The 15,577-nt window shown below is 71.8% G+C and carries 12 protein-coding genes and 2 tRNA genes; 9 read left to right on the plus strand and 5 right to left on the minus strand.

The features are described from left to right. Window positions 1-239: 239 nt before the first annotated feature. Both ABT095_RS22455 and ABT095_RS22460 read right to left on the minus strand, forming a co-directional pair. On the minus strand, window positions 240-1,007 hold the full coding sequence (locus ABT095_RS22455) for a tyrosine-protein phosphatase (RefSeq protein WP_350531250.1): 768 nt from the start codon (window positions 1,005-1,007) through the stop codon (window positions 240-242). A 49-nt stretch (window positions 1,008-1,056) separates the two neighbouring features. Then, the gene (locus ABT095_RS22460; protein WP_350531251.1) at window positions 1,057-1,806 is read right to left on the minus strand and encodes an SDR family oxidoreductase; all 750 of its coding nucleotides are present in this window, start codon (window positions 1,804-1,806) and stop codon (window positions 1,057-1,059) included. Window positions 1,807-1,890: 84 nt separating this feature from the next. Here ABT095_RS22460 and ABT095_RS22465 point away from each other — a divergent pair, with 84 nt between their 5' ends. Next, window positions 1,891-2,463, plus strand: coding sequence for a transglutaminase-like domain-containing protein (locus ABT095_RS22465; protein WP_350531252.1), 573 nt, complete (start codon window positions 1,891-1,893; stop codon window positions 2,461-2,463). 163 nt (window positions 2,464-2,626) lie between these two features. Here ABT095_RS22465 and ABT095_RS22470 read toward each other — a convergent pair whose 3' ends face one another. Beyond that, entirely contained in the window at window positions 2,627-3,805 is a 1,179-nt protein-coding gene (locus tag ABT095_RS22470; RefSeq protein WP_350531253.1) for a DNA glycosylase AlkZ-like family protein, read from the minus strand. Between the two features lie 175 nt (window positions 3,806-3,980). Between ABT095_RS22470 and ABT095_RS22475 the strand changes: the two genes are divergently transcribed. Both ABT095_RS22475 and ABT095_RS22480 read left to right on the plus strand, forming a co-directional pair. Next, window positions 3,981-4,655, plus strand: coding sequence for a nucleotidyltransferase domain-containing protein (locus tag ABT095_RS22475; protein WP_502884965.1), 675 nt, complete (start codon window positions 3,981-3,983; stop codon window positions 4,653-4,655). A 187-nt stretch (window positions 4,656-4,842) separates the two neighbouring features. Continuing rightward, a tRNA-Lys gene (locus ABT095_RS22480) sits at window positions 4,843-4,915 on the plus strand. Between the two features lie 98 nt (window positions 4,916-5,013). Here ABT095_RS22480 and ABT095_RS22485 read toward each other — a convergent pair. Beyond that, on the minus strand, window positions 5,014-5,766 hold the full coding sequence (locus ABT095_RS22485; RefSeq protein ID WP_350531254.1) for a hypothetical protein: 753 nt from the start codon (window positions 5,764-5,766) through the stop codon (window positions 5,014-5,016). 962 nt (window positions 5,767-6,728) lie between these two features. On the opposite strand from ABT095_RS22485, the gene ABT095_RS22490 reads away from it, so the two are divergent. The 5 genes from ABT095_RS22490 (at window position 6,729) to ABT095_RS22510 (ending at window position 12,899) form a co-directional block, all read left to right on the plus strand. Beyond that, on the plus strand, window positions 6,729-11,081 hold the full coding sequence (locus tag ABT095_RS22490) for a golvesin C-terminal-like domain-containing protein (RefSeq protein ID WP_350531255.1): 4,353 nt from the start codon (window positions 6,729-6,731) through the stop codon (window positions 11,079-11,081). Window positions 11,082-11,121: 40 nt separating this feature from the next. After that, a complete protein-coding gene (locus tag ABT095_RS22495; protein WP_350531256.1) occupies window positions 11,122-11,316 on the plus strand; it encodes a hypothetical protein in 195 nt (64 codons plus the stop codon). A gap of 231 nt (window positions 11,317-11,547) precedes the next feature. Next, the gene (locus ABT095_RS22500; RefSeq protein WP_350531257.1) at window positions 11,548-11,847 is read left to right on the plus strand and encodes a transposase; all 300 of its coding nucleotides are present in this window, start codon (window positions 11,548-11,550) and stop codon (window positions 11,845-11,847) included. A gap of 383 nt (window positions 11,848-12,230) precedes the next feature. After that, complete coding sequence (locus ABT095_RS22505) at window positions 12,231-12,737, plus strand: hypothetical protein (protein WP_350531258.1); 507 nt, start codon at window positions 12,231-12,233, stop codon at window positions 12,735-12,737. Between the two features lie 89 nt (window positions 12,738-12,826). Next, a tRNA-Lys gene (locus ABT095_RS22510) sits at window positions 12,827-12,899 on the plus strand. A gap of 25 nt (window positions 12,900-12,924) precedes the next feature. Here the strand turns inward: ABT095_RS22510 and ABT095_RS22515 are convergent. After that, on the minus strand, window positions 12,925-13,713 hold the full coding sequence (locus ABT095_RS22515; RefSeq protein ID WP_350531259.1) for an ArsR/SmtB family transcription factor: 789 nt from the start codon (window positions 13,711-13,713) through the stop codon (window positions 12,925-12,927). Between the two features lie 64 nt (window positions 13,714-13,777). Between ABT095_RS22515 and ABT095_RS22520 the strand changes: the two genes are divergently transcribed. Then, window positions 13,778-15,292 carry an MFS transporter gene (locus ABT095_RS22520; RefSeq protein ID WP_350531260.1) on the plus strand — a complete coding sequence of 505 codons (1,515 nt, stop codon included), beginning with the start codon at window positions 13,778-13,780 and terminating at the stop codon, window positions 15,290-15,292. Window positions 15,293-15,577 lie beyond the last annotated feature (285 nt).

The following is a 15,577-nucleotide window of genomic DNA, read 5'->3' on the forward strand; positions in this document are numbered from 1 at the left end:
GGCCGGACCTCTTCAACCGCCTCAACCGAGGCGATCACGTCGCTCATCAGGTGCTCTTCCTTGATCGGGAGATACACCGGTCACCGTACAGACCCGGTCCTCAGGCGGTCGTCACCGCGGTGAAGTGCTGAACATCGGACGGCAGCGGCACATCGAGCTCCCAGGTGACGGGTGGGCCCGTTTCTAGCAGGTCGTTCCGACACGTACCCCTGGTTTGCCGGGGACTGGCCGGAGGGGTCTCACCCGGCCAGGAGGGTTTGGAGGGTGTCGAGTTCGGGGTGGGTGAGGCCGTGGTGGTGGAGGTAGGCGGGGATGGAGGGGTGGGTGGTGAGGATGTGGGTGAGGGCGGTGGTGAGGAGGTGGGGGGTGACAGGGTGGGAGATGCCTTCGTTGCCGTGTTCGTCGGTGTAGGGGATGGGGCCGTGGGCGAGGCCGAGGTTGGGGTTGGAGCGGAGGAAGTCGGCGTGGACGGCGGGGAGGGAGGCACCGGCGAGGAGTTGGAGGACGGCGATGGTGAGGCCGGTGCGGTCCTTGCCGACGGCGCAGTGGACGAGGGCGGGCAGGGCGCCCGGGGTGGTGAGGTGGCGGGCGGTGGCGGCGATGGCGGGGCCGCCGATGTCGGGCATGTGGCGGTAGAGCTCGGTCTGCCCGACCGGCCAGTTGTCGCCGCGCTCCTCGCGTCCGGGCAGGACGGGGTGGTGCAGGTGGGTGAAGTCGAGGTGGTGGCGCTGGTCCGGGAGGAGGGCCAGTTCGGTGGGGGTGCGCAGGTCGATCACGGTGCGCAGGCCGAGTTCGCCCAGGCGGTCGGCCCCGGCGGGGGTCAACTCGGCCAGGTGGCCCGAGCGGTAGAGCAGGCCGGGCCGGACCCCGGTGATCGCGGCGTCCCGCAGGTTGCGGACGCCGGGTACGTCCAGGAGGGCCGGGGCGGTCGGGTCGGCGGGCGGGACGAGATCGGCCGGGAGGAGATCGGGCGTGGCAGGCGGCAGGTCGGTGGCGCGCTCGGTCATGGTTGCCACCGTAGCTTGGTGGCAGGGGAGTTGGCGGTGAGAAGGAGGTTCAGCGGCCGCCGGCCAGGTCGATGAAGGCGCCGGTGGTGTAGGAGGAGGAGGCGGAGAGCAGGAAGAGGATCGACTCGGCCACCTCTTCGGGGCGGCCGCCGCGCCCCATCGGGAGCTGCGGGCCGACCCGGTCGACCCGGCCGGGCTCGCCGCCCAGGGCGTGGATCCCGGTGTGGATCAGGCCCGGCCGTACGGAGTTGACCCGGATGCCCTCGGCTGCGACCTCCAGGGCCAGGCCCGTGGTCATGGTGTCCAGGGCGCCCTTGGAGGCGGCGTAGTCCACGTACTCGTTCGGGCCGCCGAGCCGGGCCGCCCGGGAGGAGACGTTGACGATCGCGCCGCCCCGGCCGCCGTGCCGGGTGGACATCCGACGGACGGCCGCCGCCGCGCAGAGGAACGGGCCGGTGATGTTGGCCGCCCAGATCCGGGCCAGCCGGTCCTCGTCCAAGTCCTCCAGGCGGGACTGCTGCTCGAGGGTGCCCGCGTTGTTGACCAGCGCGGTGAGCGGGCCGTACTCCTGGTCGACCGCGCGGAACAGCCGCTCGACCTCGGCCGCCCGGCTGACGTCGGCCTGGACGGCGAAGGCCGTGCCGCCCGAGCTGCGGATCGACTCGACCACTTCGGCCGCCGCGGCCGCGTCCGTACGGTAGTTGACGCAGACCCGGTACCCCCGGGCCCCCGCCAGCCGGGCCGTCGCCGCGCCGATGCCCCGGCTGCCGCCGGTGACCAGGACGATCTCCTCGCTCATGATCCGACCGTAACTCATCGGGCCGCTGTTCAGCTGGTGAAACCGGGGTGACAGGGGCGGAGGGGGCCGCCCAGGATGGCGGGCATGAGTGAACTGGCGGGGCAGGAGAGCGGACTGGCCGAGTACCTCGCGGCCGATGAGGTGATCGACCACGAGCACGGGGAGATACGGGCGTTGGCGGCGCGGCTGCGGGAGCAGACGCCGGAGGCTACGGCCCGGGCGCTGTACGAGTACGTACGGGATGCGGTGCCGCACTCGGCGGAGGTGGCGGCGCAGGAGTGGAGCGGCGTGTACCGGGCCTCGGAGGTGCTCGCGGCGGGCAATGCCATCTGCCACGGAAAGGCGCACCTGCTGGTCGCGCTGCTGCGGGCCGAGGGCATCCCGGCCGGGGTCCGGTACCAGCGGTTCGAGGTGCTGCACGGCCTGGCGGCGGCCTGGTGGCCGGGCGAGGGGTGGGTCGACCTCGATCCGCGGGGCAACTTCGGCGGGGTGGCGGCGGAGTTCGCGGTGCGGCGGGGGGAGGGGCGGATCGCCTTCCCCGAAACGCCGGTGGAGGACGGGGTGTACGCGGCCGTCCCGGCGGGGGTGGCCCGGGCACTGGCCACGGCGGTGCCCGGGGTGGCGGACTACGGGTACCTGCCGGACCGGGTCCGGTGACCCGAGTCGGGGATTCGCTGGCGGAAGGCACGGCATTCGAGTCGGACAGCCATCGCCAGGTGGCAGGGGTGGCTGCCGTGATCAGGCGGCAGTAGAACTGCCAGGAAGTCTCCGGCTCGGGTCACCGGGGCAGCCCGGAAGGCGGCGGTCCGGCGGTCCGGTCCTAGGCCTGTCGGAAGGCGGCGATCTTGGGGGCGCGGCTCTTGGGGGAGTCGAGGCTGAAGCCGCGGGCGTCGCCGAGGTGTTCGCGGATGAAGGTCTCGGTGCGGGTGATGGCGGCGCGCAGGAGGTCGTTCTGAGGGACGAAGAGGCGGTGGACGATCTCGGCGGCCTCGGTGTCGTACTCCCAGAGGCCGACGATGCGGCCGCGGTCGGCGATGACGTGGGTCTGCGGGTCGGCCTCGGTGCCGAAGGCGCGGCCGGACTTTGCTCCGGGGGTGGGGAGGGCGGCGTCGGCCGGGTCGAGCAGGCGGGGCAGGTCGCGGTGGAGCAGGTGGAGGCCGTCGATGCCGGCCAGCAGGGTGTAGTGGGCGTGGGATGGAGGGGTGAACTCGGCGAACTCGTCCGCGAGTTGGGTCGGGAGGAGGAGGTCGGTGCCGGGGAGGGTGAGCAGGTCGAGCGGGGCGAGGGCGGCCTTGGCGGTGGCGGCGGTGAATCCGGAGAACCAGCGGAAGTGCTTGACCGAGGCCGGGGCGGCCCAGGAGAAGTACCGCTCGGCCAGTTCGGCGGCGGATCCCTTGACCGGCTGATCCCAGCTGACGTAGCCGTAACGCTGTTGGTCCAGACGGCCGTTGACCGGTACGCGGCGCAGCGTGCCGCGGGCCTGGAGCAGTCCGAGGGCCAGCGGCAGGGTGGTGGAGACCCCGCGCTTCTTGCCCGCCTCGCCGAGTGAGCGGGCGGCGGGCCCGACCGCCTCGCGGATCGCGGCCGGGTCCATCGGCGAGGTCGCGGAGGTGACGTGGGTGACGGCGAGGCAGAGCTTCTCGACCTCGTCCCGGGTGACGCCCAAGTGCTTCTCGGCCGAGGCCAGTTCGCCCTCCGGGGCGGCGGCGCCGGCGGCCAGGCCGAGGGCGTAGTCGGCGGCGGGCAGCACGTAGGTGCAGCCCCGGGCGGCGGGCAGTTCGTGGACGGCGACGGCGGCGACCGCCGCGTCCACGGCCGCCCGGTCGAGCCCGGCCCGGGCGTACAGCCCCAGGTACGGCGCGGCGCCGCCCACCGAGCGGGCCCACCCGGTGGCGGCGAGCACCTCGACCGGAGTGGCGCCGTGGTGGCCGCCGTCGAGCCACTGGCGGTGGGACCACCAGGCGCGGAGCTTCGGGAGGGTGATGTCAGTGGACGCCATGGGCTCCAGTATCCGGCCCCGGCAGCCGGGCGAGGCGGAACGACGCAGCGGGGCTGCGGCAGGCCGGGGCAGGCCGCGGCAGGGGTGGCCGCAAATGGGTCGCGTCCGGTGGCGGGCAGGGGGGAGACTGCGGGGGTTCCCCGATCCGACCGGCGCCGAGGAGGCGACGTTCCCCATGCATGTCCTGCTGTCCGGCATCGTCGGTTCCACCGCGTACGGGCTGGCGCACGCCGGCTCCGACCTCGACCGGCTGGGCCTGTTCGCGGCGCCCACCGAGGGCTTCCACGGCCTGCACCGCCCGGTGGAGTCGCACGTCACCACCGCCCCCGACCACACACTGCACGAAGCCGCCAAGTGGTGCCGCCTCGCGCTGAGTTGCAACCCCACCGCAGCCGAACTCGTCTGGCTGCCGGCGGAGCTCTACGAGACCCGGACGCCGCTCGGCGAGGAGCTGATCGCGCTGCGGCGCAGCTTCCTGAGCGCACAGCCGGTGCGGAACGCCTACCTCGGCTACGCCCGGCAGCAGTTCCAGAAGCTGGCCTCGCGGGACACCACGGACCGGACGGGCCGGGCCCGGGCGGCGAAGCACGCGCGGCACCTGATCCGGCTGCTGCTGCAGGGCGTCACCCTGCACGAGACGGGCGAGCTGCAGATCCGGCTGGCCGATCCGGAGCGGGTCCGGGCGCTCGGTGAGCGCATCGCGGACCGGCCCGAGCTGGCCCGCCCGCTGCTCGCCGACGCCGAGACCCGCTTCGCCCGCCCGGGCGTGCTGCCGCAGGCCCCGGACGAAGCCCCGGTGGAGGACTGGCTCCGCCGCGTCCGCCTCGCCCACCTGACGCCGGCTGCCTGACGCCGGCCGCCCGAGGGCGCCGACCTGGCTCCGACCTGGCGTGAGCAGCTGACCGCACCGACCGCCCGGCGGCGCTCGCGCCACGACGACCCGGCGTGCCAGCGACAATCCGCTGGCCAAGCGGTGGGGGGCACCGGGTAGGATCACCGCGGCAGTCGGCATACCACCACGGTGGCCGGTCGGCCGCGGGCCGCTAGCTCAATTGGCAGAGCTGCGGACTTTTAATCCGTAGGTTCAGGGTTCGAACCCCTGGCGGCCCACACGATCGAACCATGCCTGGCCAGGGCGTTCTCCCATCCGGGAGGACGCCCTCCGCCATGAGCCGCGCCGAGCCGGCGGCGGGCCCGCGGGCTGCGGATCAGCCCTGGCCGGCCCCGAACAGGTAGACCATGCGGTAGTCGCCGCTGATGGACGACTTGTCGCCTTCCTGCTGGAGGACGCCGACCGGGCCGGATATCCGCAGCGGGCTGTCCACGGCACCGTTCCTGCCGTCCGCGAAGACGCTGTGGACCTGCGGCCACGTGGTCGTCACCCAGTCCGAGGTGGCAGTGGGATCACTCCCCGGGTAGTCGAGCCGGGCGCAGTCGGCCAGGAATTCGGCGGCCTTGGGGACGCTGAGGTTCGCCGTGCAGGAAGCCACCTCGAGGTCCCCACCGATCGTCCAGGTCGCGGTGACGGCGAGGGTCCCGCCGTCGCCGCGCCGGTAGCCCACCTGGTGCCAGGACGGCGCCTTGCCGGGGAAGTCGATCTTCTCCCGTTCGTTCATCGTCACCCCCCAGGCAGCGGCCAGGCGCTTCAGATAGGCCTCGCCGGTGTACCCCGCCTTCATCACGACCGCCACCGGGTCCGGCACCTTCCTCAGCCGCTCCGGCACCGGCTCGGTGGGCCAGTCCGACGGCTTGAACGGCTTCGCCGCCGCCGACCCGGAGCCCGATCCGGAGGCTGGCCCGGATGCTGCCGGGGTCGGCGAGTCGGTGACCGGTCCTTCACCAGGAAGCAGTGCGGCGCCGGTGGGTGCGGCACCCTGCTGCGGCGAGGCCGAGCAACCCGCCAGGACGGCGAGCAGGGTGACGGCCGGAGCGGTACGGCGCACCGCGCTGGTGAAGTTCACAAGGCACTCCCGTGATCGTGGGACCTCCCGCCGTCGGGTCGGTGGTGCGGAGCACCTTCCCTCCCCCGTAGGCGAATGCCGACGAGTCGTCGGCATTCAGGATGTGGAATCCCGCGGTGTCGCCGGTGCCGATCACCGACAGGTCGGAGCTCTTGTGCCAGTTCCGGCCGAGACTGCCGTCCGGCTTGTGGCGCCCGGGGAATCGCTCGTACCGGGGTCGATATTGTTGGCGATGTCCGTGCAGCAGACCTTTGCCGAGTAAAGAGAACTCGCCATCGGGTAGCCGTCCCGACATTCTTGTCGTCGATCGGGAGCGCATTCCTGGCAGCCTTCACGCCGCCGAGCTGCGGCACGCTGAATACGCTGCTCCGGCGGAGCCCGAAGCCCGCGCCAGGATCGACCTTGATGTGCCCACAGTATGCATTGCGCAGCGCCGGGTACAGGAATTTCATATCAATACTCGTCGAGTATGTCACCTCCTCCTGGGTGACCGCGTCAGTAGTGCAGTCCGTGCCGGCCGGCGGCGAGCGGGCGCCGCAGGCCCTGCCAGGGCGGCTGGTGCTACGACCGGCGGAAGAGGGAAGGCGGCGGCAGTCGTCCGCCACTTCGGTGGAAGAAGCTCCCGATACGTATCGGAAATACCAAGGGCGGAATCTGTCGTCGGATGTCCGACATGGCGGGACATTGCCTGCATAGCCGCAGATGGGGTGTGTCGGGTATCTGATTCCGGCCATCATGGCTGGAAGGCGCACCCTTGCCGGGATTGATGGCGGAGTGAAGTGACAGCAAAGGGGAGGTCATCTCGAAAATAATCCCGACGGACACGAACTGTGGGGTAGCGTGGCGCGGCGCAGTGAGGGCCGGGGCCTTAGGGGGGTCTTCTTGCCTCCGTCCGGCGATCCGTCCGGCGATCCGTCAGGTGCCCGTCGGGTGTCTGGCCTGCGCAGAGACAAGGAGAGCTGATGAGACTGCTGCCACCCAGGGCTCGGCGCCGACTGGCGGCGCTGTCCGCGGTGTTCGTCGCCGCGACTCTGGTGCAGGGCACGAGTGCCCTGGCCGACACTGTGACCCCGCCCGAGACCCTGGCCGCGCCGCCGGCCGACCGGCCGTCCGAGGTCGTGCCCAAGGACCGGGACCAGATCCTCGGCAAGGACTGGAAGAACTCCACCGACCGGGCCTGGACCACCTCCGGCGACGCGGACGGCTTCCACGTCCTGACCGCCGACGCGAAGTCGGGGTACGGCTGGCGGACTGCGGCCACCCTGAAGGAGCCCGGCTTCGACGCCGACCAGTGGATCGGCAACGCCTGCGTCACCGGCTCGGGCAAGCGCCTGGTCGTCGTCTACGCGCCGCGGACCTTCACCAACGACGCCACGCTGTTCGCCCGGGGCGGCCTGGGTGCGGTCGTCGACCTGGAGACCGGCGCCGTGACCAAGCTGGCCGTCAAGGCCTCGCTCGCGTACTACAGCCCGGGCTGTGGCACCGGTGAGCAGGCGGTGCTGACCCAGGCCGGTGGCGACGACAAGCCGGGCACCCGCCTGGTCACCGTGGACGCGGCCACCGGAAAGCTGACCACCCCGCTGGCCGTCGAGGGCCAGGTCACCTCCGCCGTCCCCGCCGCGGACGGCTCCGTCGTCGCGGCCGACAGCAACCGGGTCGTCCGGATCGGCGCCGACGGCAAGCGGTCCGAGCTCACCCGCACCGACGGCGTGCCCTTCCACCTGAAGCCGGACGCCGACGGCGGAGTGGTCTTCATGGACCACTCCGGAGCCACTGCCAGCGTCAAGCGCCTGCCCGGCCGGTCCGGCCGCGCCCCGCTGGCACCGGCCACGGCGGACGTGCTGGCCACCGGTGCGACCGACCGCCTCGGCGTCACCGCCGGCGCGGGCGGCCGGGTCTTCATCACCGGTGACCCGGAGCGGACCACGCACCTCCCGGCCTCGGTCAAGCGGGTGAAGGCCCCGGTAGAGGCCACCGTCTCCACCGAGGGCCGGTCGGTCGTCAACCGGACCGGCTGGGCGGACCGGAGCGCTCTGCAGCCCGTCGCCCCGGCGGGCACCGACCCCCGGCCGGTGGCCATCGAGCTGTCCGTGCCCGGCACCGGCAAGTCGGCCGACTTCACCGTGGACCCGGCCGAGCACGTGATCGGAGCGGCCGCGGCCGGATCGACCGTCTCCCCGGCCCTGCGCGCTCCCTCGGGCTCCGCCGGGGCGGCTGCGCCGCACGCCCTCGCCGCCGCCTCGGCCGGCTCGCCGTCCGATCCGGTCGAGGCCGAGCGGGTCTGTGCGGTGCCGCGCAACGACCCGCTCAACCAGGCGATGCAGCCCAAGCCGCGTCAGGTCGAGTGGGCCGTGGACCAGGCGATCCTGGGCCACCTGTACCCCCAGCGCCCGGCCAACTGGAAGAACCTGGGCATGCCCGCCTACACGCCCCAGGGGCTCTTCCCGCCCACCGCGCTGGACGGCGGCGGGCACGTGCCGGCCCAGGTCATGCTGGGCGTCATCGCCCAGGAGTCGAACATGTGGCAGGCCAACCGAGCCGCTGTGCCCGGTGTCACCGGCAACCCGCTGGTCGGCAACTTCTACGGCCGGGCGATCTACAACGCCAGCACCTCCGACGACTGGGACATCAACTTCGCCAAGGCGGACTGCGGTTACGGTCTCACCCAGCAGACCGACGGCATGCGCCTGCCCCAGTTCAGCCCCCCGGAGACCCCCGCGTTCGCGTACCAGACGCAGCGCGCGGTGGCACTCGACTACGCGACCAACATCGCGGCCGGGCTGAGCACCCTGAAGGAGAAGTGGAACACCACCCGGCGGGCCGGAATGACCCTGAACAACGGGGACGCCGCCAAGCCGGAGAACTGGTACTACGCCGTCTGGGCCTACAACTCGGGTTTCCACGCGCAGACTTCGGACGGCAGCCCGTGGGGCCTGGGCTGGGCCAACAACCCGGCCAACCCCAACTACCCGGCGAACCGTAGGCCGTTCCTCAACAACAACAGCTACGCGGACGCCGCCCACCCGCAGGACTGGCCCTACCCCGAGAAGATCATGGGCTGGGCGGCCTACCCGATCGAGGGCCTGGAATCCCCCGGCAAGACCGTGCCGGGCTACCGCGCCGCCTACTGGAACGGCTCGACCCCCGACCTGGCCGCCGGCAACCGCTACGCCAACTCCCCGCTGCCGAACCAGTTCTGCGACGACGGCGACTTCTGCAAGCCCGGCCAGTCCTACACCCCGAACGCCCCCGACGTAGCCGGCTCGAAGGCCGGGCCCTGCGCCCACCAGAACTCCAGTGGCCAGTACGACCTGCATTGCTGGTACAACAAGCCGTCCACCTGGAAGACCGACTGCCCGTACAGCTGCGGCAACGAGATCATCCGCTTCGACTCCACCTACCCGGAGGAGGCGGACGGCACCGCCTACCCGCCGAACTGCACCCTCACCGGACTGCCCGCCGGAGCCATGGTCGTCGACGACCTGCCCGACACCGTGCCCTCCGTCCGGCCGGGCTGTGCCCGCACGCCCAACAGCGGCACGTTCAGCCTCGCCTTCGCCAAGGACAGTGCCGGCAACTACCCCTCGAAGGTGGACTTCCACCAGCTCGGCGGGGGATTCGGCGGTCACTTCTACTTCGCCCACACCCGCACCGCCGGGGCCGAGGGCGGCAACCTCGCGGTCACCGGCACCTGGGCGCTGAACCAGGACGTCAACGGCCCCGCCCAGGTGCTGGTCCACCTGCCCGACCACGGCGCGCAGACCACCCAGGCGGTGTACCAGGTGGACACCGCCAAGGGCACCCGCACCCGGGTGATCTCCCAGCCGGGCACCGGGAACCGCTGGGTGAAGATCGGCACCTTCATGTTCAACGGCAAGCCGACCGTGCGGCTCTCCAGCGTGACCGACGACGGCACCGGTGACCAGGACATCGCCTACGACGCCATCGCGATCGCCCCGGTCAAGGGGAAGTTCGTGGAGCGCACCTTCGACGCCGTCTCGGTCTTCGACCCCAACCAGAGCCTGGACAGCAACATGCCGTCCGAGTTCAACACCCCGCTGCGCGGGATGGACACCCTGTACAAGTGGGCCGTCGGAGTGGCCAAGGAGGGCCCCAGCTGGAACAACAGCGGCTTCACCACGCTGGGCCTCCTGCACGACCCGCTCTGTGCGCCCGGGCAGGTCGGCGAGTGCGTGAAGCCGGCCGTCCAGGCGGCGGCCAAGCAGTGGTACGACGACATCCTGGCCGGCGGCAGTACCGTCAGGGCCGACGGCTCCGCGCCCGCCATGTCCGAGCCGGTCTGGATGGGCATGGCCAACCGGCGCCCCGACCCGGCCGCTGGAGTGGACACCGCCTTCGCCACGCCGGACAGTTACAAGATCAAGAGCCGGGTCACCGTCAGCTACCTGCTCGGTGACGATGGGAAGATCATCTCCGGCAGCGAGTTCGCGGACGGCGGGACGCTGGTCGGCAACGCCCACCTGCCGAAGTTCGTCACCAGCCTGATCCACGCCGTCTCGCTGGACTACAGCATCCCGGAGCCCGACATCTCGTACGAGGAGATCGACGCCTACCGGTACAGCGGCGGCAACAAGCTGCACGTCGACCCGCTGGTGGACGGCGACACCCCGGGCCAGGCCTACCTGCCGCACACCAGGGGTGCCCGGCTCAGCCCCGACGGGCAGTGCGTCGACCTCCGCTTCGCCGGCGGCGGGGTCCACGGCTACCGGGCCATGACGGCGCAGCAGAGTGTCAACGACAACTTCAAGGCCTGGGTCGACAAGCTCGTCTCCCGCAGCGACGTCCAGCCGGCCGTCGCCCGGGCGATGAACCAGATCTACGACATGTTCTTCAAGAACCAAGGCCCGCTCGGCTACAACACCTTCGGCAACACGATCGGCAACGCCCCGCCGATCTGGCACAACATGGCGATGGCGTTCTGCGCGGACGGCTCGGTCAAGCCCACCCAGAACTTCCCCAACAAGGACTCCCAGCCGAGCTACGGCCTGGTGTACCAGAGCTACATGCCGGACCTGTACCTCTACCTCGACGGCAAGCTCGTGGACAACGCGGGCAACCCCACGACCACGCCCGTCCACAAGGGGGACTGGAAGGACTTCTCGAACACCCCGTTGACCAGCGACGCCGGCAACGCCTACAGCCAGTGCGATGTCAGTACCCGTGGGAGTGGCGGCAACCCGTGGAACATCGGCTTCCCGTTCCCGGTGATCGGGAACGCTCCGGGCGACATCCCCACCCGGATGAAGCACTGCGACGACCCCGGCGCGACCTTCAACACCACCTTCACCCCCTGACCCTCGGGTCGGGCCGACACCAGGGATCATCAGGTACGTGATGTCCATCATTCTGGTCTACGTGGGCGGCATCCTGCTCGTCCTGCTCCTCCTGATCGCCGTGGTCTCGGCGGCCTGCGCCTACTGGGCGTCCGGCTCCGTGCTCCGGCGGGCGGGAAAGGGCTGCCTGTGCGGCCTGGTGATCGTTCTGCTGCCCGTGGCACTGATCGTGGTGCCGCTGCTCTTCATCCGCTGAGCGGATCGAACCGTGCTCGGCCAGGGCGTTCTCCCTCCGGGGAGGACGCCCTTCGGCGTGATCGGCCGCGTCCGTCCGGCTCCGCTCGGTGCGTCCGACGATCAACCGGGCGGGATTCTGTGACGTTGGGGGGACGCGGTTCGGTACGGGGCGAGCTGCCGGCTGGGCTTTACCCCATTCAGTGGACACTTCTGAGAAGCGGATCTTCGGGTCCGTGGAGAGGATGTCCTCATGGGTACTGCGAGGTACTCGGGGGAGTTCAAGCGGGACGCGGTCGCGCTGGTGGAGTCCAGTGGGCGCCGGGTCTCGGCCGTCGCGCGGGAGCTGGGCGTCAACCCGGAGTCGCTGCGCCAGTGGGTTGCGCGGTCACACGCGCAAGGAGGCGCCTCAGGTGTGGGTGGTGAGGGCCCGTTGACGCCGTCCGAGCGGGAGGAACTGCGCCGGCTGCGTAAGCAGGTCCGCGAGCTGGAGCTGGAGAAGGAGATCCTGCGGAAGGCAGCCCAGTATTTTGCCAAGGAGATGGGCCGATGACCGGCCGCTGGCGGGTCATCTCCGACCATCGAGGGCTGTACGGCGTACAGCGGCTGTGCCGGGTGCTTGGCGTGTCCGCCTCGGGTTTCCGGATGGGACTGCGCAGATCAGGCTGATCCTCGGTGCGGAGGTGGGCGGCACCGGAATCGTCGGGCGGAAGGCGGTCGCCCTGGGGCTCGGACTGCGACGAGTCCCGATCGAGCCCACCTTGAAGAATATCGCCAAGATCTGTGGTGGCGGGTGACCTTGAGGGTACTTCCCCCACGCTGACCGACTGTCGGACACGTACCGCCGCTGCCGCCCTCGTGGCGTCGGCGGCGGTACGTCAGGGCCCTTGCCGTTCCCCCTCGCGCATACGCTCGCGATCACCGGATTGGACACCCGTGAACACACCTGCGGAACATGAGACCGTACGCCCGAGCTTCTGGTTCCTCCTCACGAGGCTCCTCGTCGTCTTCGCGGCTTTCGGCCTGAAGGCGGCCACCGCCGACAACGACCTGGACAGATGGATCATGATCGGCGCCATCGTGCTTCCGGTGTGCCTTCTGGCGTTCCTGTGCCGGGTCTTCTCCGTCACCGTCACGGGCGAGAAGGTGACAGTGCGACAGGGATTGCAGAGCACCTCGATCGGGACGGGGCAGCTGGCGTCCGTCTCCGCAGGAGAACCGGCGGGCCGCTGGCCGCGGTGGATGAGGAACTGGTCACTGACTCTGGGCACCACCGACGGCCGGCAGATCCGGACTGCTCTGTCCGGGGTGTCGCCGGCCGACCGCAGGCGGCTGCTGGCCGCCATCGGGGAGCGGACGGCACCCGGCGTGGTGCGGCGTGACGCAGCCATGCTCGCCATGCTCGCCGAAGGAGACAACGCATCGGCGAGGCGGCGAAGCTGATCTCGGCTCTGACGTGCCGTCCCCGACCTGCCCCGACGTCGGACTTGACGGCACCGGCCAACGCGGTCTGGCATGATGTCGATGTTGTCGGGGCGCTAGCTCAATTGGCAGAGCTGCGGACTTTTAATCCGTAGGTTCAGGGTTCGAGCCCCTGGCGCCCCACCGGAGAAGTACCGAGCGGTGTGGTTCAGGCGACCAGGTCGTCGAGCCGGAGGCCGAGCCAGCCGCCGACGCCGGTCGCGCCGGCGGTGTTGAGGTGGACGACGCGGGGGCTCACCCCGTACCGCAGCCAGCCCAGTTCGAAGAGGCGGGCCATCAGGGCGGCGCCGATCCCACCGGCCAGGTGGTGCTGCTGCTCGCTCCAGTCGACGCAGTACCTGACGAGCTGTCGGCGCTCCGGCAGGGCGGCGAGGTCGACGCCGAAGCGGTCCAGCGCCTCCCGCCCGGCCTCGGTGAGCCGGTACTCGTGGTCGCGGCCGTAGCCGAGGGGCTGGTCGCGGACCGCGTCCTCGCCGCGGTGGCGGCCGTCGTGGCCGGCCAGGATGCCGTGCTGGAGCAGCCCGCCCATCACGGCCACGCCGAGCCGGCCGGCCAGGTGGTCGTAGCAGGTGCGGGAGCGGCGCAGCGCGTTGGCCGTGCTGCTCTCGCGCAGGCTGGTGATCGGGACCGGGGGCGCGATCATGGCGAGGGCTTCCAGGGCGAGGCTGACCTCGGGCCCGGCCAGCCGGTAGTACCGGCTGCGGCCGACGCTCTCCGCGGTGATCAGGCCGGCCTCCACCAGTTTGGCCAGGTGGACGCTGGCGGTCGGGGCGCCGACGCCGGCCTCCGCGGCGAGCACCTTGGCGGAGAGCGAGCGGCCGTCGCCCAGGGACTTCAGGATGCGGGCCCGGGAGGGGTCCGCGATCAGTGCGGCCGCCCGGGCGATGTCGGGGTGGTGGCCGCGGGCGGCGGGGTCGGGAGTCCGGGAAGTGGCCATGCGCCCATCCTACGAACGGCACGCTTCGTCGTCCGGCGAACCGTCCGGCCCCGAGACTGACGGTATGACGACCCCCGACTCCACCGTCACACTCGCCGCCGCCGCGCACCCGGCTGCGCACCCCGCTGCCGGGCCGGGCCGGCCTGCCGCCGCCTGGCCGCCGAAGCGCCCGCGCCTGCGGCCGGCGCCGCTGGTCGCCCTGAGCCTCGGCTACTTCCTCGTCATGCTCGACGTCACCGTGGTCAACGTGGCGGTGCCGAGCATCCGCACCTCCCTCGACGTCGGGCCGTCCGGCCTGCAGTGGATCGTCGACGGGTACAGCATCATGTTCGCCGGGCTGCTGCTGCTCGGCGGGGACCTCGGCGACCGGCTCGGCCACCGGCGGCTCTACCTCTTCGGGCTGGGGCTGTTCACGCTGGCCTCGGCGGGCTGCGCCCTCGCACCGGTGGACGGTGCGCTGATCGGCGCCCGGCTCGTCCAGGGCGCCGGGGCCGCGTTCCTGGTGCCGTCCTCCTTCGCCCTGCTGCAGGCGGCCTACCCGGACCGCGAGCAGCGAGTCCGGGCGGTGGGCAGCTGGGGGCTGGTCTCGGCCGTCGCGTTCGGCGCGGGGCCCGCGGTCGGTGGTCTGCTGGTCTCCGGCCTGGACTGGCGCTGGGCCTTCTGGGTGAACCTGCCGGTCGCGGCGCTCGCCGCGGTGATGACGGTGCGCCACGTCCCGGCGCCGCCGCGGCGGCAGCGGCCGGGCCGGCCGGACGTGGCCGGTCAGCTCCTGGGCGTGCTCGGGCTGGTCGGCGTGGCCGCCGGGCTCAACGAGGCCGGATCGGCCGGGTGGACTTCGCCGCAGGTGCTCGGCGCCTTCGGGCTGGGGCTGGCCGCGCTGACCGCCTTCGTCCTGGTCGAGCGCAAGCTCGAGTGGGAGCAGGCCCTGCGGCCGGAGGCCGTCCGGCGCCGACCGCTGCTGGCGCTCTCCTCGATCCGCGACCACCGGCTGGTCGCCACCAACCTCATCGGTCTGCTGCTGAGCCTCGGGTACTACGGGATGCTCTTCGTCGCGACGCTCTACTTTCAGCAGCAGCGCGGGTACAGCCCGCTGGAGACCGGCTTCGCGCTGCTGCCCTCGGTCGGCATGGGCCTGCTGGCGGCGCCGCTGGCGAGCCGGATCACCGCGCGGACCGGGCCGTACCTGCCGATGACCGGGGCGCTGCTGCTCGGGGCGGCGGGCTTCCTGGCCTGGCTCACCGCCGGACCGCAGACTCCGTACCCCGTGCTGCTCCTGGCGCTGACGGCGACCGGCCTCGCCACGCCGATGACGGTGGTGTCGGCCACCGTGGCCGTGATGGAGGCGTCCCCCGCCGCCGGAGCCGGGGTGACCTCGGCGGTGTTCAACGTGTCCCGCCAGGCGGGCAACGCGGTCGGGGTGGCGCTGTTCGGCACGCTGATCGGCGCCACCGGTCTGCTGCCCGGCCTGCACGGCTCGGCGCTGGTCGCGGCCGCCGCCTTCCTGACCGGCGCGGCACTGGCCGGTACGACGGTACGCCGGCTGCGCCGGCCGGCTCCGGTGGACGCGACGGAGCTGTGAGGGTGCTCGGGGCCGGCGGCCCCCGGTGGCCCGGGCCGGGTCGGAACCCCCGTGTCCGACCCGGCCGGGGCCGCATCACCTTAGCACTTCGTGTACGGATCGACCTGTCCGGAAACAGCACGGCCTCCGAGCGGAGTTCGCTCGGAGGCCGCGGTGCTGCGGGGCGGGTCGGTCAGCGCGCAGGCGTCAGCTGTAGTAGCCGAAGACGTCGGCGACGAGGTGGGTGCCGGCCCAGCTGCCGTTGTAGAGGTTGACCTTGCCGTCGGCTCCGACGGGGACGATGAC

Origin of the sequence: Kitasatospora sp. NPDC002227, from assembly GCF_040296285.1 — a bacterium.
GTDB lineage: Bacteria > Actinomycetota > Actinomycetes > Streptomycetales > Streptomycetaceae > Kitasatospora.